The sequence below is a fragment of the Acidovorax sp. JHL-3 genome, from assembly GCF_000526295.1.
Lineage (GTDB): Bacteria > Pseudomonadota > Gammaproteobacteria > Burkholderiales > Burkholderiaceae_C > Acidovorax > Acidovorax defluvii.
This window is the reverse complement of the sequence record NZ_JAFU01000004.1, coordinates 250,543-269,223: the sequence shown is the minus strand read 5'-3', so window position 1 is coordinate 269,223 and position 18,681 is coordinate 250,543. Positions and strand designations below refer to the sequence as shown.

The 18,681-nt window shown below is 64.8% G+C and carries 17 protein-coding genes; 9 read left to right on the top strand and 8 right to left on the bottom strand.

The genetic code is table 11. The annotated features are described in order from the left end of the window. Positions 1-66: 66 nt before the first annotated feature. Entirely contained in the window at positions 67-2,514 is a 2,448-nt protein-coding gene (gene nirB / locus K226_RS0116645; protein ID WP_024815862.1) for a nitrite reductase large subunit NirB, read from the bottom strand. Here nirB and K226_RS20015 point away from each other — a divergent pair. Beyond that, positions 2,477-2,713 carry a hypothetical protein gene (locus tag K226_RS20015; protein WP_162150986.1) on the top strand — a complete coding sequence of 79 codons (237 nt, stop codon included), beginning with the start codon at positions 2,477-2,479 and terminating at the stop codon, positions 2,711-2,713. The two genes, nirB and K226_RS20015, sit on opposite strands and share 38 nt — an antisense overlap. A gap of 278 nt (positions 2,714-2,991) precedes the next feature. Here the strand turns inward: K226_RS20015 and K226_RS19160 are convergent, their stop codons facing one another. The 4 genes from K226_RS19160 to K226_RS0116625 are packed head-to-tail and all read right to left on the bottom strand — an operon-like array spanning position 2,992 to position 9,598. Beyond that, on the bottom strand, positions 2,992-3,585 hold the full coding sequence (locus K226_RS19160) for an acyloxyacyl hydrolase (RefSeq protein ID WP_162150988.1): 594 nt from the start codon (positions 3,583-3,585) through the stop codon (positions 2,992-2,994). Between the two features lie 4 nt (positions 3,586-3,589). Continuing rightward, complete coding sequence (locus K226_RS0116635; protein WP_024815860.1) at positions 3,590-5,152, bottom strand: efflux transporter outer membrane subunit; 1,563 nt, start codon at positions 5,150-5,152, stop codon at positions 3,590-3,592. Continuing rightward, the gene (locus K226_RS0116630; protein ID WP_024815859.1) at positions 5,149-8,307 is read right to left on the bottom strand and encodes an efflux RND transporter permease subunit; all 3,159 of its coding nucleotides are present in this window, start codon (positions 8,305-8,307) and stop codon (positions 5,149-5,151) included. The genes K226_RS0116635 and K226_RS0116630 overlap by 4 nt, the downstream gene beginning before the upstream one ends. Before the next feature lie 13 nt (positions 8,308-8,320). Beyond that, complete coding sequence (locus K226_RS0116625) at positions 8,321-9,598, bottom strand: efflux RND transporter periplasmic adaptor subunit (RefSeq protein ID WP_024815858.1); 1,278 nt, start codon at positions 9,596-9,598, stop codon at positions 8,321-8,323. A 382-nt stretch (positions 9,599-9,980) separates the two neighbouring features. Between K226_RS0116625 and K226_RS0116620 the strand changes: the two genes are divergently transcribed. Further along, positions 9,981-10,601 carry a DUF937 domain-containing protein gene (locus K226_RS0116620; protein WP_024815857.1) on the top strand — a complete coding sequence of 207 codons (621 nt, stop codon included), beginning with the start codon at positions 9,981-9,983 and terminating at the stop codon, positions 10,599-10,601. Positions 10,602-10,818: 217 nt separating this feature from the next. After that, positions 10,819-11,259 (top strand): CBS domain-containing protein, encoded by a 441-nt coding sequence (locus tag K226_RS0116615; RefSeq protein WP_024815856.1) that lies wholly within the window; start codon positions 10,819-10,821, stop codon positions 11,257-11,259. Between the two features lie 230 nt (positions 11,260-11,489). Here the strand turns inward: K226_RS0116615 and K226_RS0116610 are convergent, their stop codons facing one another. The 3 genes from K226_RS0116610 to K226_RS0116600 all read right to left on the bottom strand — a co-directional run bounded on the left by K226_RS0116610 (position 11,490) and on the right by K226_RS0116600 (position 14,646). Beyond that, positions 11,490-12,302 (bottom strand): ABC transporter ATP-binding protein, encoded by an 813-nt coding sequence (locus tag K226_RS0116610; protein WP_024815855.1) that lies wholly within the window; start codon positions 12,300-12,302, stop codon positions 11,490-11,492. Between the two features lie 107 nt (positions 12,303-12,409). Continuing rightward, entirely contained in the window at positions 12,410-13,354 is a 945-nt protein-coding gene (gene ntrB, locus K226_RS0116605) for a nitrate ABC transporter permease (RefSeq protein WP_024815854.1), read from the bottom strand. 47 nt (positions 13,355-13,401) lie between these two features. Beyond that, positions 13,402-14,646 carry a CmpA/NrtA family ABC transporter substrate-binding protein gene (locus K226_RS0116600; protein ID WP_024815853.1) on the bottom strand — a complete coding sequence of 415 codons (1,245 nt, stop codon included), beginning with the start codon at positions 14,644-14,646 and terminating at the stop codon, positions 13,402-13,404. A gap of 352 nt (positions 14,647-14,998) precedes the next feature. Between K226_RS0116600 and K226_RS0116595 the strand changes: the two genes are divergently transcribed. The 6 genes from K226_RS0116595 (at position 14,999) to K226_RS0116570 (ending at position 18,480) form a co-directional block, all read left to right on the top strand. Next, complete coding sequence (locus K226_RS0116595) at positions 14,999-15,547, top strand: sigma-70 family RNA polymerase sigma factor (protein WP_035242126.1); 549 nt, start codon at positions 14,999-15,001, stop codon at positions 15,545-15,547. A 61-nt stretch (positions 15,548-15,608) separates the two neighbouring features. After that, positions 15,609-15,809, top strand: coding sequence for a hypothetical protein (locus K226_RS0116590; protein ID WP_155886575.1), 201 nt, complete (start codon positions 15,609-15,611; stop codon positions 15,807-15,809). Positions 15,810-15,840: 31 nt separating this feature from the next. Beyond that, positions 15,841-16,896 carry a permease gene (locus tag K226_RS0116585; protein ID WP_024815850.1) on the top strand — a complete coding sequence of 352 codons (1,056 nt, stop codon included), beginning with the start codon at positions 15,841-15,843 and terminating at the stop codon, positions 16,894-16,896. A gap of 29 nt (positions 16,897-16,925) precedes the next feature. After that, positions 16,926-17,159, top strand: coding sequence for a thioredoxin family protein (locus K226_RS0116580; protein ID WP_024815849.1), 234 nt, complete (start codon positions 16,926-16,928; stop codon positions 17,157-17,159). Then, a complete protein-coding gene (locus tag K226_RS0116575; protein ID WP_024815848.1) occupies positions 17,156-17,593 on the top strand; it encodes an OsmC family protein in 438 nt (145 codons plus the stop codon). Before K226_RS0116580 ends, K226_RS0116575 begins: the two co-directional genes overlap by 4 nt. Next, positions 17,590-18,480 carry a cation diffusion facilitator family transporter gene (locus tag K226_RS0116570; RefSeq protein ID WP_024815847.1) on the top strand — a complete coding sequence of 297 codons (891 nt, stop codon included), beginning with the start codon at positions 17,590-17,592 and terminating at the stop codon, positions 18,478-18,480. The genes K226_RS0116575 and K226_RS0116570 overlap by 4 nt, the downstream gene beginning before the upstream one ends. The last annotated feature ends 201 nt before the right edge of the window (positions 18,481-18,681 follow it).

Genomic DNA, 18,681 nt, shown 5'->3' with positions numbered 1-18,681 from the left:
ATTCCTTTTGTAGCTGCTTGCGCTTTTGGGTAAAGCGTTTCAGGCACTTTTGATATAAAAAATTGGTCAGGCCACGGAGATCGGGATGAACTGGCGCTGGTCCACTGCCGCCTTGTCAAAGTCGAACCACGGGTCGGGCTCGCCATCCAGCGCAAACTGCAGCTGCTCCCACAGCGCCTTGCGGCCTTCGGGGTCTTGCAGAATGCGTTTTTTCACATAGTCCAGGCCCACGCGGTTCACGTAGTGCACGGTGCGCTCCAGGTACCAGCCTTCCTGGCGGTACAGCTCGCAAAACGCGCCGGTGTACTCCAGCACTTCCTCGGCGGTCTTGAGCTTGGTGAAAAAGTGCGCCACCTCGGTCTTGATGCCGCCGTTGCCGGCCACATACATCTCCCAGCCGCTTTCCACGCCGATGATGCCGACGTCCTTGATGCCGGCCTCGGCACAGTTGCGCGGGCAACCGCTCACGGCAAACTTCACCTTGTGCGGTGCATTCATGCGCCACATGGCGCGCTCCATGTCCTTGCCCATTTGCGTGCTGTCCTGCGTGCCCATGCGGCACCACTCGCTGCCCACGCAGGTCTTGACGGTGCGCAGGGCCTTGGCATAGGCGTGGCCGCTGGGCATGCCTATGTCCTTCCACACGTTGACCAAGTCTTCCTTCTTCACACCCAAGAGGTCAATGCGCTGGCCACCGGTGACCTTGACGGTGGGGATGTGGTACTTGTCCACCACGTCGGCAATGCGGCGCAGTTCGTCGGCCGTGGTTTCCCCGCCCCACATGCGCGGGATCACGCTGTAGGTGCCGTCCTTTTGGATGTTGGCGTGGCTGCGTTCGTTGATGGCGCGGCTTTGCGGGTCGTCCTTGGCGTCCTTGGGCCAGGTGCTGATGAGGTAATAGTTGACCGCCGGGCGGCAGCTGGCGCAGCCGTTGGGCGTTTTCCATTCGAGAAACGAGAACACATCCGCGATGGAAAGCAGCTTGTTGGTGCGGATCGCATCGCGCACCGCCTGGTGGCCGTGGTCGGTGCAGCCGCACATGGCCTTGGTCTTGGGCGTGGCCGAATAGTCGCCACCGGCGGTGAACATGATGATCTGCTCGACCAGCCCGGTGCACGAGCCGCAGCTGGCGCTGGCCTTGGTGTGCTTGCGCACTTCGTCCAGCGTGAACAGGCCTTTTTCCTTGATGGCCTTGCAGATGGCTCCTTTGGTCACGCCATTGCAGCCGCACACTTCGTCGGTATCAGCCATGGCGGCGGCCTTGTTCTGGCCCTGGTGACCGGCGTCACCCATGTTGGATTCACCAAACATCAGCTTGTCGCGGATGTCGTTCACCGTGCGGCCGTCGCGCAGCAGCTTGAAATACCAGCTGCCGTCTACCGTGTCGCCATACAGGCAGGCGCCCACGAGCTTGTCGTCCTTGAGCACGAGCTTTTTGTAGACACCGCCACTCGGGTCGCTCATGACAATCTCTTCGGTGCCCTCGCCGCCCTGAAAGTCGCCCGCGCTGAACAGATCAATGCCCGTGACCTTGAGCTTGGTCGATGTCAGCGAGCCCTGGTAGCGGCCAATGCCGAACTCCGCCAGGTGATTCGCCAGCACCTTGCCCTGCTCGAACAGCGGTGCCACCAGTCCATACGCAATGCCCCGGTGCACGGCGCACTCGCCCACGGCGTAGATGCGCGCGTCGGTGGTGGTCTGCAGCGTGTCACTCACCACGATGCCGCGGTGGACGTGCAGGCGCATTTTTTCAGCCAGTGCGGTGTTGGGGCGTATGCCCACGGCCATCACCACCAGGTCGGCGGGCACCTCGGTGCCGTCCTTGAACTTGACCGCGGCCACCCGGCCTTCGGCGTTGCCCACCAGCTCCTGCGTTTGTGCGCCCATCAAAAACTGCATGCCGCGCTCGGCCAGCGACTTTTGCAGCATCTTGCCGGCCACATCGTCGAGCTGGCGCTCCATCAGCCAGTCGCCCACATGCACCACGGTGACCTGCATGCCGCGCTTCATGAGGCCGTTGGCGGCCTCCAGGCCCAGCAGGCCGCCGCCGATGACCACCGCATGTTTGTAGGTGGCGGCAGCGTCGATCATGGCCTGCGTGTCGGCAATGTCGCGGTAGGCCAGCACGCCTTGGAGCTCTTTGCCGGGGATGGGCAGGATGAACGGGTTGGAGCCCGTGGCCATGATGAGGCGGTCGTATTCGGCGGTGATGGTCTCGCCCGTTGCACTGGTGGCGTGCACGATGCGGCGCACACGGTCCACGTCGGTCACGGTGAAACCCGTGTGCAGCGTGATGTGGTTGTCGGCATACCACTGCCAGTCGTTCAGGATGATCTCGTCGATGGTCTGCTCGCCGGCCAGCACGGGCGACAGCAAAATGCGGTTGTAGTTGGGGTGCGGCTCTGCACCAAATACCGTGATGTCGTAAAGGTCGGGCGCTATCTTCAGCAGCTCTTCGAGCGAGCGAACGCCGGCCATGCCATTTCCCACCATCACCAGCCTGGATTTTTTCATCGTGACCCCCGTAGGCGTTTCGGAAAAACAAAAAGGCGTCCGCACGGTGGGCTGGCCGGGTAGCCAACACACTCGCAGGGACGCCATCGTCTTCGTCAGCCCAATCCGCCATTGCACCGGGCCGAACATGCGGCCTATCGTGGCCGCACACAGGGTGATGCAAAACCTGTGCCAAAAATGGCAAAGATGGTGGTTTTAAGTGAAAAATGGCTCTAGCGCTTATGTATCAAGCGCTATTAGCTATCAAATAAATAGCAATCGACGAAGCGGTTGGCCTTGCCAGTGCAAGCCACACAGGCGGATGGGCCAGCTTGGTGCGTGCGCCGTTCCAGCGTGTTTGCAAGCTCGCGGCCTGTGGAGGATTGATGACACGCTCGTCGGTCCATTCGGTCCATTCGGACCATTCGGTGGACGGGTGGCCGACCAGGAGCGAGCGAGTGCTCGCAGCCGCCAGATGGAAACCAGTAGGCTGTGCGTTTAAAACCGGTGGGCGTAGCGGATCTGCACAAACGTTTCCCCCGGGTTGGGCTTGCGCAGCCCGGCGTTGGATACATGCTTGGCCTGCAGGCTGACCTCGTGCTGCCGCTGTGCACCAAAGTTGCGCCCCACGCCAAGGTGGTCGCTGAAGTTCCAGCGGCTGCCAAAGGGGCCGTTGGGCGTGTGGTGCGTGGCCGTCAGGTACGACAGGCCAATGCCGCCCTCCACAAACCAGGGCGATTGCCCGTCTGCAAAACGGTAGCGAGCCATGGGCACCACGCCCAGCTGGGTGTTGTGGCGGCGCGCCGGCGGTGTGGCCGTGGAGGCCCAGTCGCTCAGATACACATCCAGGTGCGTGCGGATGCGCCCTTGCCACCACGAATACTGCAGGGGCACGCGCAAACCCACGGTGCGTGTGCGCGTGGTCGGGCCGCCGTGGTCGGTATACCCGGCCTCTACATAGATCGACCAGGTTTGCGGGAGCGCTTGCAGCTCGTCGGCTGCGGCAGTTGCGGCGCCGCTGGCGGCGCTGAAGGCGATGGTGCAGAGCAGCGCGGCAAAGCCGGCTTGGTGCGCGGGCGCTGCATTGCGCACCCTTTCAGGGGCCGGGCGTTGCGGTGCTGTCACCCGGGGTGGTGTCGATCCAGCGGCCACCCAGCACCTTGTACAGCGTGATCCGGTTGGCCTGCTCGGCCAGTGCCAGCCCGATCAGTGTCTGCTGCGCGCTGTAAAGCGCGCGCTGGGCGTCCAGCACGGGCAGGTAACTGTCGGCGCCCAGCCGGTAGCGCGCTTGGGACAGCTGCAGCGCCTTCAGGGTGGCCGCCTGCAGCGATTGCTGGGCCTGCAGGCGCTCGGCCAGCGTGGCGCGCTCTGCCAGCGCATCGGCCACCTCGCGGAACGCGGTTTGCACGGCCTTGTCGTACTGGGCCAGGGCCGTGTCGCGCGCGGTTTCGGCGATCTGGAGGTTGGCGCGGTTGCGGCCCGCATCAAAGATGGGCAGGCGGATCTGTGGCGCAAAGCTCCAGGTGCCGTTGCCGCCGTCAAACAGGCCCGACAGCGCATTGCTGGCGGTGCCCGCCGACGCCGTGAGCGTGATGCTGGGGAAAAACGCGGCACGGGCCGCGCCAATGCTGGCGTAAGCGCCGCGCAGCGTGTATTCGGCGGCGCGCACATCGGGGCGGTTGAGCAGCACCGACGAGGGCAGGTCGCCCGGCACCGCCAGCAAGGTGGCGGCGGGTGTGGCAAGGCTGGGGGCGGGTGCCACCGATGCCGATGCCGACGCAGCCTGGGCAGGGGAGGCCGTGGCCCCGGGGTTCGCCCCGTCGGGCAGCAGGGCCTCAGGCACCGGCGCGCCCGCCAGCAGGGCCAGCGCATTGCGGTCGCGCGCCACCTGGCTGGTGAAGGCGGCCACGTCGGCGCGGGCGGTGTCCACCGTGGTCTGGGTTTGCGCCAGCGTCAGGCCCGAGGCGGCGCCCAGGGCATGGCTGCGTTCTGTCAGTTCGTATGACTTCTGGCGGCTGCGCAGGGTGTCTTGCGCCAGTTGCAGGCGCCGGCCATCGGCGTCGAGGGTGAGCCAGGCGTTGGCCACTTCGGCCACCAGGCTCAGCTGCACGCTGCGGCGGTTCTCGGTGGTGCGCAAAAACTCTTGCAGCGCAGCCTCGTTGAGGTTCTTTACGCGGCCAAAAAAATCGATCTCGTAGCTGCTGAAGCCCAGTTGCGCGCTGTACTGGCTGCTGGTGGGCGAGCGGCCGCTGGTGTTCAGGTCATCGGCCGTGCGCGTGCGGTTGCCCGCGGCGGTGGCGCCCACGGCAGGAAACCGGCTGGACTGCTCCACGCCGTATTGCGCGCGGGCCTTCTCGATGGCCAGCACTGCCACGCGCAGGTCGCGGTTGTTTTGCAGCGCCAGCGCCACCAGTTCGCGCAGGCGCGGCTCCTGCAAAAATTCCTGCCAGCCCATGGGGCCGGTCTCGGGCGTCAGCGCGGTGCCCTCAGGCCCGTCTGGGCCGTTCGTGCCGTTCAGCGTGGCGGGCACGGGCAGCATGGGGCGCGCATAGTCGGGCGCCAGGCTGGTGCAGCCAGCCAGCGCCAGCAATGCCAGTGCGCTGGCGGCGGTGGCGCGCACCACGGTGCGGCGGGGGGCGATCAGGGGGATGCGGCTCATGCGGCGGCTCCGGTTTCGCTGGCAGTCTGCTTTGCCTTGCGCTCAGCAAAGTAACCGCGAATCAGGACAAAGAACACCGGCACAAAAAAGATGCCCAGTACGGTGGCCGACACCATGCCGCCCAGCACCGCCGTGCCAATGGCCTGGCGGCCACCCGCCCCGGCGCCGCTGCCCAGCGCCAGGGGCAGTACACCGAACCCGAACGCCAGCGAGGTCATCAAAATGGGCCGCAGCCGCAGGCGCACGGCCTCCAGCGTGGCATCGAGCACGCTGCGGCCGCGCTCTTGCAACTGGGTGGCAAATTCCACGATCAGGATGGCATTTTTGGACGACAGCCCCACTGTGGTGAGCAGGCCCACCTGAAAGTACACGTCGTTCGACAGCCCGCGAAACCCGATGCCCAGCAGCGCCCCGACAATGCCCAGCGGCACCACCAGAATCACCGAAAACGGCACCGACCAGCTTTCGTAGAGTGCGGCCAGGCACAGAAACACAAACAGAATCGATACCGCATACAGCAGCGGCGCCTGCGAGCCCGACAGCCGCTCTTGAAACGAGGCGCCGGTCCATTCGTAGCCAATGCCCGCGGGCATTTCCTTCATGATGTCTTCGACCGCCGCCATGGCCACGCCCGAGCTCACGCCCGCCGCCGCACTGCCCACGAACTCGTAGCTCGGGCTGCCGTTGTAGCGCTGCAACTGGGGTGAGCCATAGGTCCAGCGGGTGCTCGAAAACGCCGAGAACGGCACCATCTGCCCCTGGTTGTTGCGCACCGTCCAGGGGCCCACGTCTTGCGGCAGCATGCGAAACGGCGCATCGCCCTGCATGTAGACCCGCTTCACGCGCCCCTTGTTGAGAAAGTCATTCACATAGGTGCCGCCCAGCGCGCTCGACAGGGTGTTGTTCACGTCCACCGTGGCCAGGCCCAGGGCACCGGCCTTGCTGTCGTCAATGTCCACGCCCAGCTGCGCGGTGTCGTCGAGGTTGGTGCTGCGCGTGTTGCTCAGCTCGGGGCGCTTGGCGGCCAGTTCGAGCACCTTGTCGCGCGCGGACACAAGCGCATCGTGGCCCAGGCCGTTCAGGTCCTTGAGCTGAAAATTGAAGCCCGCATTGGCCCCCAGCCCGCGCACGGCGGGCGGCAGCAGCACGAAAATGCGCGCATCGCGGATGGCGGCCAGGTCCTTGGTGGCCTTGCGCGCAATGGCGTCGGCGCTCTGGTCGGGGCGTGTGCGCTGGCTCCAGTTGGTCAGCCGCACAAAGCCGCGCGCCGAGCTCTGGTCACCACCCGAACCGGTGATCGAGTTGAAGCTGACCACATCGGGCTGGGCAGCAAAATACTTTTGCACCTGCGCCATCACGGCCTGCAGCCGCGCGTTGGACGAGCCTGGCGGCAACGTGATCTGCACCGAGATCGCGCCTTGATCTTCATTGGGCAAAAACGACGTGGGCAGGCGCAAAAACAGCACCGCCATGCCGGCGCAGATCAGCACATACACCAGCATCATGCGTTTGCCCCGGCGCACCACGGTGCCCACGCCGCGCTGGTAGCTGTCAGCCGAACGGTCAAAGCGGCGGTTGAAGCCCACAAAAAAGCGGTCAATCCAGCCCGCAATGCCCTTGCGGGGCGCGCCATGGGGACTGTGCTGGCCCTTGGCAATGGGCTTGAGCAAGGTGGCGCACAGCGCGGGCGTGAGCGTGAGGGCCACCAGCACCGACAGCACCATGGCCGACACGATGGTGATGGAAAACTGCCGGTAGATCACCCCGGTGGAGCCGCCAAAAAACGCCATGGGGATGAACACCGCCGACAGCGTGAGCGCAATGCCCACCAGGGCCGGGGTGATTTCGGCCATCGACTTGCGCGTGGCCTCTTTGGGGGACAGGCCTTCTTCGCTCATCACGCGCTCGACGTTTTCCACCACCACGATGGCGTCGTCCACCAGCAGGCCGATGGCCAGCACCATGCCGAACATGGTCAGCGTGTTGATCGAATAACCCGCTGCCGACAGCACACCAAAGGTGCCCAACAGCACGACCGGCACGGCAATGGCCGGAATCAGCGTGGCGCGGAAGTTCTGCAAAAAGATGTACATGACCAGCACCACCAGCACCATGGCTTCGAGCAGGGCCTTGACCACTTCTTCGATCGAGGCGCTGACGAACGGCGTGGTGTCGTAGCTGGTAAAGGGTTTGAGCTGGTAGGGAAAGAACGGCTGCAGCTCGGCGATCTTGGCGTTGACGGCAGTGGCCACGGCCATGGCGTTGGCGCTGTCGGACAGCACCACGCCCATACTGGCGCCGGGCTGGCCATTCAGGCGCGAAGTGATGGTGAGGTTTTCTGCGCCCAGCTCGATGCGCGCCACGTCTTTCAGGCGCACGGCGGCGCCGTCGGTGGTGGACTTGAGAACGATCTGCTCGAACTCTTCCTTGGTTTGCAGCTTGCTGCGCGCGGTGATGGTGGCGTTGAGCTGCTGCTCGCCCACGGCGGGCAGGGCCCCCAGTTGGCCTGCCGATACCTGCGCGTTCTGCGCATTGATGGCGCTGCCGATGTCTGACGGCATGAGCGCGTATTTTTCGAGCTTGCCCGGATCGAGCCACACGCGCATGGCGTAGCCGGTGCCCAGTGTGAGCACGTCGCCCACGCCGTCAATGCGGCTGATCACGTCCACGAGGTTGCTGGAGATGTAGTCACCAATGTCCACCTGCGACACGCTGGGGTCGGGCGAGGTGAAGGTGATGATCATCAGGTAGTCGTTGCCGCCCTTGGTGACGGTGACGCCACGGCTCTGCACGGCCGGCGGCAGGCGCGACATGGCCTGCTGTAGCTTGTTTTGCACCTGCACCTGGGCTACGTCGATGTTGGTGCCGGCATTGAAGGTGAGCGTGGTGCGCGAGCTGCCCGAGGCGTCGCTGGTCGAGCCCATGTAGATCAGGTTGTCCAACCCCTTGAGCTGCTGCTCGATCACCTGCGTGACCGAGTCTTCCACGGTTTTGGCCGATGCGCCGGTGTAGTTGGCGCTGATCGACACGCGCGGCGGTGCAATGTTGGGGTATTGCTCCAGCGGCAATGTCTTGATGGACATGGCGCCGGCCAGCATGATGATGATGGCGATGACCCACGCAAAGATGGGCCGGTTGATGAAAAACTGTGCCATGGCGGGCCGGCCCTCAGCGCGCAGCCGATGCGGCGGATGCAGCCGGCGCTGCAGGCGCTGCTGTGGCACCCGCGACAGCCATTGGCTTGGCCACCACCTCGGTCGGCTTCACCGTGTCGCCGGGCTTGATACGCTGAAAGCCCTCCACTACCACGCGGTCGCCGACCGCCAGCCCGCTGCCCACCAACCAGCGGTTGCCTACGGCCGTTTCCACCACAACCTTGCGCCGCTCGATCTTGCCCTCTGCGTTCACCAGCAGCACGCTGGCGTTGCCTGCAGTGTCGCGGTTCACGCCTTGCTGGGGCACCAGCAGGGCCTGCGCGTTGATGCCGGTTTCCAGAATGGCGCGCACATACATGCCGGGCATGAGCAGGCCGTCGGGGTTGGGCACCACGGCGCGCAGCGTCACGGCGCCGGTGCCGGGGTTCACGCTCACGCCCGCAAACTGCAGCTTGCCGGGGTGGGGGTAGCGGCTGCCGTCTTCCAGCTGCAGGGTGATGGGCGCCTCGGCCGGGCCGTTTTTCTGGATGCGCCCGCGCGCGAGGTCGCTTTTGAGGCGCAGCACCTCGGTGCTGGACTGGGTGACATCCACATACAGCGGATCAAGCTGCGAAATGGTGGTGAGCGCGGCGGTCTGGTTGGCGGTGACCAGTGCGCCGGGCGTGACGGTGGACGTGGTCGTGCGGCCCGCAATCGGCGCCTTGATGCGCGTGTAGCCCAGGTTGATGCGGGCGTTGTCCAGCGCGGCGCGGGCAACGGCCAGGTCGGAGCGGGCCTGCACCACGGCGGCCTGGCTGTCGTCGTATACCTGCCGGCTGACCGCATCGATCTTCACCAGTTCGGCATTGCGCCGGGCGTTGACCTCGGCCGTGCCCACACCGGCCTGTGCCTTGGCCACCAGGGCCTCGGCGCTGGCCAGCGCCACCTGGAAGCCCGAGGCATCGAGCTGGTAAAGCGCCTGGCCGGCCTTGACCTGCGCACCTTCGGTGAACAGCCGCTGCTGCACGATGCCGCCCACCTGGGGGCGGATCTCAGCGCTCAGGAAGGCGCTGGTGCGTCCGGGCAATTCGGTGGTCACGGTCTGGCGCTCGGACTCCAGGGTGACCACGCCCACTTCCACCGGGCCGCTGGGCGCTGCGGGCGCAGCCTTGTCAGAGCACGCGCCCACCAGCAATGCCAGCCCGGCAATGGCGGCCAAGGCCAGCCTGCGTGGTGAACGGCAGGGCTTTGGGGGAGTAGAGCGGGGCAGCAGCGTGGCGGCAGGCAGGTGGTCTGGAAAAAGAGGGGTCATGGGCGCGCGCAGTCTTGGGTTGCGAAACATTCTGACGCAAAAGGCGAGGGGGCATGGAAGCCCCGGGTGCCACAGGGTATCGCGCGATGTGGCAGGGGTGGATGTGCCGGCCAGTGCGGTCGCCCCCATGTGGGCCGTGGCGGTGGCCCCGGATGGCCGCCGCAGCGGCGCCCGGTTGTACGGGCGGCGCGGGTTGCGCGGGTTACGGGTGTGCAACGACCGCCCGCCGTCGCACAACTTGCCGCAGCTGCTGGTCCGGGGCCTTGAAACCCGGCCAAGGTGCCCGGCTTACCAGGGCTCCGTTCATTCCAAAGTCACCCGTTGGGCCTAACATGTCAGCTGGGCCCGGTGGCCCACGCATTGATTTGAAAGGATGCACGCCATGAACTCCCCCGCCTCCCTTGTTGATGAACTGATGGCCCAGCTTCAGGGCGCCCCGCTGCAGCAAATGGCACAGCAACTGGGCACCAGCCCCGCGCAGACCCAGGACGCCGTGGGCGCGGCCCTGCCGTTGCTGCTGGGCACGCTGGGGCGCAATGCAGCCCAGCCCCAGGGCGCCATGGACCTTTTTGGCGCATTGCAGCGCGACCACAGCGGCAGCCCTGATCTGGGCGGTCTGCTCGGTTCGCTGCTGGGCGGCGGCGGCAGCGCGGGGGGCGGCCAGCCCGATGGCGCGGCCATCCTGGGCCACATTTTTGGGGGCAACCAGCAACGTGCCGAGACCGGCTTGGGCCAGGTCACGGGGCTGGGCTCCAATGCCGGGCAGTTGCTGCAGATGCTGGCGCCCATCGTGATGTCGTTTTTGGCGCAGCGCATGAGCTCGGGCGGCATGGACGCCGGCGGCCTGGGCCAGGTGCTGGGCCAGGAGCAGGCGCGGGTGCAGCAGCAAGGGGGCCTGGGTGGTGGTTTGCTGGGCAGCCTGCTCGATCAGGATGGCGACGGCCAGGTAGGGCTGGGCGACCTGCTCAAGATCGGCGGCGGCCTGCTGGGTGGTCGGCGCTGAGGTGGCTCGTGATCTGCTCTATTTTTAATAGCTATCAGCGCTTTATGGATAAGCGCTAGAGCATTATTTGACCAAAAAAAGGTTTTGCGGCGCAATGGGGCACTGCGGTGGTGCCAGTTGCCGCACAACAGGCCCCTTGCCATGGCGGTGTTGCGCGCAAGGCAGGATGCGTTGAAACTCTTTGGCGTTCGCCCACCATTTTTTATCGAGGTCCCTTATGACTGCCGTTGCTGACATTCTCAAATCCAAGAGCGACAACACCGTCCATGCCATCGCACCCGGAGACTCAGTGCTGGATGCGCTCCAGCGCATGGCCGAAAAACGCATCGGGGCCCTGCTGGTCATGGAGGGCGAAACCATTGTGGGCATCGTCACCGAGCGCGACTACGCCCGCAAGATCGCCCTGCTGGGGCGCACGTCCGCAGCCACGCTGGTGCGGGATGTCATGACCGCCGACGTGATGTATGTGCGCCCCACCCAGACCAGCCAGGAGTGCATGGCGCTCATGACCGAAAACCGCCTGCGCCACCTGCCGGTGGTCGACGGCGCCAGGCTGGTGGGGCTGATCTCCATCGGTGACCTGGTCAAGGACATCATTTCCGAGCAGCAGTTCATCATCGAGCAGCTCGAGCACTACATCACGGGCGGCGTGCGCTGAATGGGGTGACAACCCCCTGAGGCGCTTGCGCGCCTTCCCCCTTCTCTCGAGTTGCTGCGCAATGCGGGAAGGGGGACGCAGCCAGTGCGGCGGGGCGGCCCTTGCACGGCTGCCCTGGTTTGGCCCGCGCCGGTTACATGGGTGCGTGGCTGGAGTGAAGCGCAATGGATGACGCCAACGTCAAAAAAAGCCCTGGCTGCGTGTGGCCAGGGCCCTTTGGTGGTGCCGGATCAGGCCGCCTTTTCCACATGCGCCTGGCGCGTGTACAAGAAGTCGATCACCGCCTTGCGGCAGTGCACATAGCGCGGGTCTTCGGCCAGTGCCACGCGGTTGCGCGGGCGCGGCAGGTCAACCGCCAGCGCCTCGCCAATGGTGGCGGCGGGGCCGTTGGTCATCATCACGATCTTGTCGGACAGCAGCACGGCCTCGTCCACGTCGTGCGTCACCATCACCACTGTGCTGTGCGTGCGTGCCACGATCTCCAGCAACTCGTCCTGCAGCTTGGCGCGGGTGAGTGCGTCGAGCGCACCGAAGGGCTCGTCCATCAGCAGCACCTGGGGTTCCATGCTGAGCGCACGGGCAATGCCCACGCGCTGCTTCATGCCGCCCGAGATTTCGCCGGGGCGCTTTTGCGCAGCATGCGCAAGGCCCACCAGCGCCAGTGCCGCATCGGTGCGGGCCATGAGCTGTGCCTTGTTTTCGGTTTTGCCGAACACCCGCTCGACTGCCAGGTGCACGTTGTCAAAGCAGGTCAGCCAGGGCAGCAGCGAGTGGTTTTGAAACACCACCGCGCGCTCGGGGCCGGGGCCCTTGATCTCCTTGTTGGCGCACAGCAGGGCACCGGCAGTGGGGGTGTTCAGGCCGGCAATCAGGTTGAGCAGCGTGGATTTGCCGCAGCCCGAGTGGCCAATCAGCGCCACAAACTCGCCCTGGGCGATCGTCAGGTCAATGCCCTGCAGCGCGGGGAATAGTCCCTTGCGGGTGCGAAAGGTCTGCTCGACACCCTGTATCTCGATGAACTTGCTGGTGAGCGATGTATGCATGAAGAACTCCTGGTTTTTCGGTGGACCACCGTGGAACCGGCTTTGCCAGGCCACTGGTGGTGCCCCCTTGAGGGGGTGACGCGCCGCAGGCGCGGCTCAGGGGTGGGTCAAGCCTTCACTTCTTCGAACGTGAAGGCGCTGGCCAGCTTGATGAGGGCATATTCCAGCACCAGCCCGACGATGCCGATCACGAAGATGGCGATGATGATGTTCTTGACGTTGAGACTGTTCCACTCGTCCCACACCCAAAAACCAATGCCCACGCCGCCGGTCAGCATCTCGGCTGCCACGATCACCAGCCAGGCCGTGCCCACCGCCAGGCGCACGCCGGTCAGCAGGTAGGGCAGCACGGCGGGGAACAGTATCTTGGTGAAGATCTTCCACTCCGACAGGTTGAGCACGCGGGCCACGTTCATGTAGTCCTGCGGCACCCGTTGCACGCCCACCGCGGTGTTGATGATCATGGGCCAGATCGAGCAGATGAAGATGGTCCAGATGGCCGCCGGGTTGGCGCCCTTGAATACCAAGAGGCCAATGGGCAGCCATGCCAGCGGCGACACCGGGCGCAGAAGGCTGATGAGCGGGTTGAACATGCGGCTCAAAAACTCGAAGCGCCCAATCGCAAAGCCCGCCGGAATGCCCACCGCCGCCGCCAGGCCAAAGCCCACGGCGACGCGTTCGAGCGACATCAGCACGTTCCAGCCCACGCCCTGGTCGTTGGGGCCGTTGCGATAAAACGGGTTACTGAACACGTCCAGCGCCTGTGCCCAGGTTTCGCGGGGGCCGGGAATGCTGTTGCCGGTGCCGGCAGAAACCAGCGCCCACACCCCCAGCAGCAGGCCCAGGCCGCACAGCGGCGGCAGCACCGCCAGCCAGAAGCTGCGGGAGCTGGCAGCCCAGTCCCGGTCTGCCGGGGCCTTGGTGGGTGTGGTTTTTGAGTGTTTTTGGCTTGTAGCGCCCGTGGGTAAAGCGCTAGTAGCTATATTATCAATAGCGTCTTGCGTTGCTGCAGGGGCGGTATCCAGCGGGGCATGAAATACGGCTCTGACCATGGTGTTCTCCGGTAGGCAGGACGAGTGGGGCAGATGACTGCGGGCTGTCAGGCCTTGAGCTTGAAACCGTCGGCGTATCTGGCGGGGTCTTTGCCGTCCCACACCACGCCATCCACCAGCTTGTGGCTGCGCATGTCGCTCTTGGGCAGCGGTGTTTTGGTGGCGGTGGCCGCCTGGCGGTACACGTCCATGCGATTGATCGACTTGGCCACGCCAAGGTAATCGGGGTGCGCCTTCAGCAAACCCCAGCGCTTGTGCTGCGTAAGAAACCACATACCGTCAGACAGGTAGGGGAAGTTCACCGCGCCGTCGTTGTAGAACTTCATGTGGTTGGGGTCGTCCCAGGTCTTGCCCAGGCCATCCTGGTAGCGGCCCAGGATGCGCTGGTTGATGGCATCCACGCCGGTGTTCACATAGGCCTTGCCGGCAATGGTTTCGGCCATGCGGGTCTTGTTGGCCAGGCTTTCATCGATCCAGCGGCTTGCCTCCAGAATGGCCGCCGTCACGGCGCGCGCGGTGTTGGGGTATTTCTGCACAAACTCCGAGGTGGTGCCCAGCACCTTTTCGGGATGGTCTTTCCAGATGTCCTGGGTGGTGGTGGCTGTGAAACCGATGCCGTCCATGATGGCGCGGTGGTTCCAGGGCTCGCCTACGCAAAAGCCATCCATGTTGCCCACGCGCATGTTGGCCACCATTTGCGGCGGCGGCACGGTGATGACCTTGGCGTCTTTCATCGGATCGATGCCGTTGGCTGCCAGCCAGTAATAGAGCCACATGGCGTGCGTGCCCGTGGGAAAGGTCTGGGCGAAGGTGTATTCGCGCTTTTCGGCCGCCATCAGCCGGGCCAGGCCCGCGCCATTGACGGCGCCCTTGTCCGCCAGCTTTTTGGACAGCGTGATGGCCTGGCCGTTGTGGTTGAGGGTCATCAGCACGGCCATGTCTTTCTTGGGCCCGGCCAGGCCCAGGTGCACGCCATAGACCAGGCCATACAGCACATGGGCAAAGTCGAGCTCGCCGTTCACCAGCTTGTCGCGCACGCCGGCCCAGCTGGCCTCTTTGGTGGGGATGATGGTCACGCCATGCTTCTTGTCGAAGCCCATCACCGACGCCATCACCACGCTGGCGCAGTCGGTCAGCGGAATGAAGCCGATCTTCACTTCCTTCTTCTCGGGGGCGTCCGAGCCCTGGGCGTGGACGAGGGCGCGCAGCGCGGGGCTCACGCCCGTGGCGCCCACGGTGGCGGCTTGCAGCACGGTGCGGCGGTTGAGGCTGGTTTTGAGCAGATCGGTCATGGGGCTTCCCTTGGGCGTGACAAACAAAAAGAGGCGTCCTCACACCGCGCCTGGCTGCAAGAAGCAGCAGTGCGCGGGTGGGGACGCCTTTGTCCGGGTTCTGGCCGCATTCGCCCGCCGTTGGGCGATGCAGCCATGCAGACCTGTGAGGGTCTGAACCTACTAATGCAAGGCCTGTGCCAGCTTGGAAAAGTGGTGTTGGCTATTGAATCAAGAGCGTCTAGCTCAATGATTCAGGGCGCTTTGGCGCGATTGAGCGACCTGGCGCCACAGCCCGCAGTGCCCCGGTCTTGTGCGCTGCACCATCGTGGCGCTGTGGTCGGCGCTGTTGCAGTGGATAACAATGCGATGCATGAGTGATACCTCGACGCCGACCTGTCTGATGACCGCGTGGCACGCGCACGAAACCGAGTTGCAGCGCTGGCTGACCCGGCACCTGAACGACCCGGTGGCAGCGCAGGACCTGCTGCAAGACGTTTTCATCAAAGCCTTGCGCCAAGGCCGCCGGTTCTGCGACGTGGCCAACGCCCGTGCCTGGCTGTTTGAGGTCAGCCGCAACACCCTGACGGATCACCTGCGCCGGCACCACCCTCTGGATGCCTTGCCTGACGACCTGCCAGCGATGGAGGCAGACCCGCCGGCTGCGGTGGACAGCCTGGCCACCTGCCTGCCGCGCGTGCTTGCGGAGTTGAGCGCGTCGGACCGGGATGCCATCGTCCAGTGCGATCTCAACGGCATGGGGCAGGAGGACTATGCCCGCATGTTGGGCATCACCGTGCCGGGGGCCAAATCCCGTGTGCAGCGCGCCCGAAAGCGCCTCAGGGAACGTTTGCTGACCTCGTGCCAGGTGGTGCTGAACGAGCGCGGCGCGGTGTGCTGCTTCACCCCACGTCCGAAATAAGCGCAGCTGCATCTTTTGGGCAGTTGCTGCGTCTTCTGACTCAACGACACAGGAGATGCACATGTGCATGGGTTACGCCAAAGACATCAAGGCCTGGGCTTGCCCCCAGGAAATGGAACGCCGCGAGGCCGCATTGCACCAATTGGGCGACTTGCTGCACTTGGAAGACCACGCGGCGCAGGCAAGTGATTCGGCTCCGCCCGTGGCCGACACGCAGATAAACGCGCTCGAGCGTGCGCCCGAACGTGCGTCGGCGGCTTGACGGCGATGGCATCCCTCCAGAGGTTTTGCCAATGATTTCGTCCGAACTGAAAACCCCAAAAATCCCACCTTTGACGCGCTGGGTGCTCGCGCTGGCGCTGCTGGCGCCTGCCTGGTGGTGGAGTTACACCCACCTCACCGATTTTGCGGATGCCCTGTTGGTGCAGGCGGGGCTGACGCGCCAGACCGCACTGGGCGAGGCGGTGCACTTCTTCTTTTTTGACACGCCCAAGGTGCTGCTGCTACTGACCGGGGTGGTTTTCGTGATGGGCGTGGTGCAGACCTTCTTTGCGCCCGAGCGCACGCGCGCCCTGCTGGCGGGCAAGCGTGCAGGGGTGGGCAACGTGCTGGCCGCATTGCTGGGCATCGTGACCCCGTTTTGCTCATGCTCGGCCGTGCCCTTGTTCATCGGTATTCTCTCGGCGGGTGTGCCGCTGGGGGTGACCTTCTCTTTTCTGATCTCGGCTCCCATGGTCAACGAGGTGGCACTGGTGATGCTGCTGGGCCTGTTTGGCTGGAAAGTGGCCGCCCTCTACCTCGTGCTGGGGCTGACCGTGGCCATCGTGGCCGGCATCGTGATCGGCCGCCTGCGCATGGAGCGCTATCTGGAAGACTGGGTGCTGGCCGTTGCCAACGGGCAGAGCGCGGCCACTTACGACGGCGATGGCATGGGCTGGGCCCAGCGCTTGCAGGCCGGTGGGCACCATGTGCGCGAGATTGTGGGCAAGGTCTGGCCCTACGTTGTCGCGGGCATTGCGCTGGGCGCGGGCATCCACGGCTATGTTCCACAAGACTTCATGGCGGCCATCATGGGCCGGGATGCCTGGTGGTCGGTGCCGGTGGCCGTGCTGCTGGGTGTGCCCATGTACACCAATGCGGCGGGCGTCATTCCGATCGTGCAGGCCCTGCTGGGCAAAGGTGCAGCGCTGGGCACGGTGCTGGCGTTCATGATGAGCGTCATTGCCTTGTCCGCGCCCGAAATGATCATTTTGCGCAAGGCCCTCAAGCCGCGCCTGATAGCCACCTTTGCCGGCGTCGTGGCCTTGGGCATTTTGCTGGTGGGCTATATCTTCAACCTTGTGCTGTGAACATTCATCACTACCAACCAGGATTCGCCATGAAAGACATCAAGGTACTCGGCTCCGGCTGTGCCAACTGCAAGACCACCACCGCCCTGATCGAGCAGGTTGCCCGTGACAAGGGCGTCGCCGTGAATATTGACAAGATTCAGGACATGCAAGCCATCATTGCTTACGGCGTCCTGGCCACGCCAGGGGTGGTGGTGGATGGCAAGGTCGTTCACGCCGGCGGGGTGCCCCAGCGCGACAAGATCGAGGCGTGGCTGGCATGACGGGTGCCGCCAAACCCAAATTGGTGTTTGACGTGGTGTCGGTGCGCCTGAGTGCGCAGGCCAGCCAGGCGCACTGCAAGCAGGCCACGATTGCGCTGGACACGGACATGGCGGGCAATCCCCAGGCGTTCAATCCCGCAGAATTGCTGCTGGCAGCCCTGTCGGCGTGCATGATCAAGGGGATCGAGCGGGTCATTCCCATCCTCAAGTTCGAGCTGCGCGGGGTCGAGGTTCATGTGCATGGGGTGCGCCAGGACGTGCCCCCTCGGCTGGAGTCCATTTCCTACGAGATCACCGTGGACACCGATGAGCCGGATCGCCGCCTTGCCCTGCTGCACGAGAACGTCAAAAAATACGGAACGGTGTTCAACACCGTGTCGCCGGGCTCCGAACTCTCGGGTGTTTTGCGCCGCAAGGAAACAGGCAATCCATGAGCGCTGCACACGAGCACAGCCACGCACCCGCCAGCTACAGCCGAGCCTTTGCCATCGGCATCGCGCTCAACACGCTCTTCGTGGCGGTGGAGGCGTTTTACGGCTGGAAGATCAACTCGCTGGCCCTGCTGGCAGACGCGGGGCACAACCTGAGCGATGTGGCCGGGCTGATTCTGGCGTGGGGCGGCGCTCTGGCGGGGCGCCTTCGGCCAGATGACCGGCACACCTATGGCTGGAAGCGGGCCACCATTTTGGCGGCGTTCATCAACGCGATGCTCTTGCTGGTGGCCATGGGCTCGCTGGCCTGGGAGGCCATCGACCGGTTGAACTCCCCCCAGCCGATCGAAGGGGTCACGATCATGGTGGTGGCGGGCCTGGGCATTGTCATCAACACCTTGACGGCCCTGCTGTTCATGCGGGGCAGCCATGACCTGAACATCCGTGGCGCTTTTCTGCACATGGTCGCCGATGCGCTGGTTTCGGCCGGTGTGGTGGTGGCGGGTGGGCTTGCACTCTGGCTGGGCTGGGACTGGCTGGACCCGGTCGTCAGCCTCGTGATTGCTGCCGTGATCGTTCTGGGCACCTGGGGCCTGTTCAAGCAGTCGGTGCACTTGCTGTTTGATGGCGTGCCATCCACGGTGGACCTGCCCGCCGTGCGCACCTGGCTGCTGTCCCTGCCGGGCGTCACCCGCGTCCACGATCTGCACATCTGGGCGATGGGCACCTCCGAGGTGGCCCTGACGGCGCATCTGGTCATGCCCGATGGCCACCCGCAAGACGCCTTCTTTCAGACCATCACGCACGAGTTGCACGAGCGGTTTGACATCGAGCACGTCACGGTGCAGGTGGTGCGTGAGCCTTTTACGCAGTCGTGTGCGGGTTCATGAACAGGGCTGCGGCACGAGGGCGCAACTGTAGCTGCAGTGGCAGTGGCAGTGGCAGTGGCAGTGGTCGTTGCGGTAGCGCTTTCATCTGCCCAGCCGCATAGGCAGCCGGTTGCCTCGGGGGGGGGCTGAAAAACGCCAAAGCCAGCATGCGCCACACCGTGGCGAGGCTGACGGTTTTTTGCCCTGAATTCTTTTTTGCGT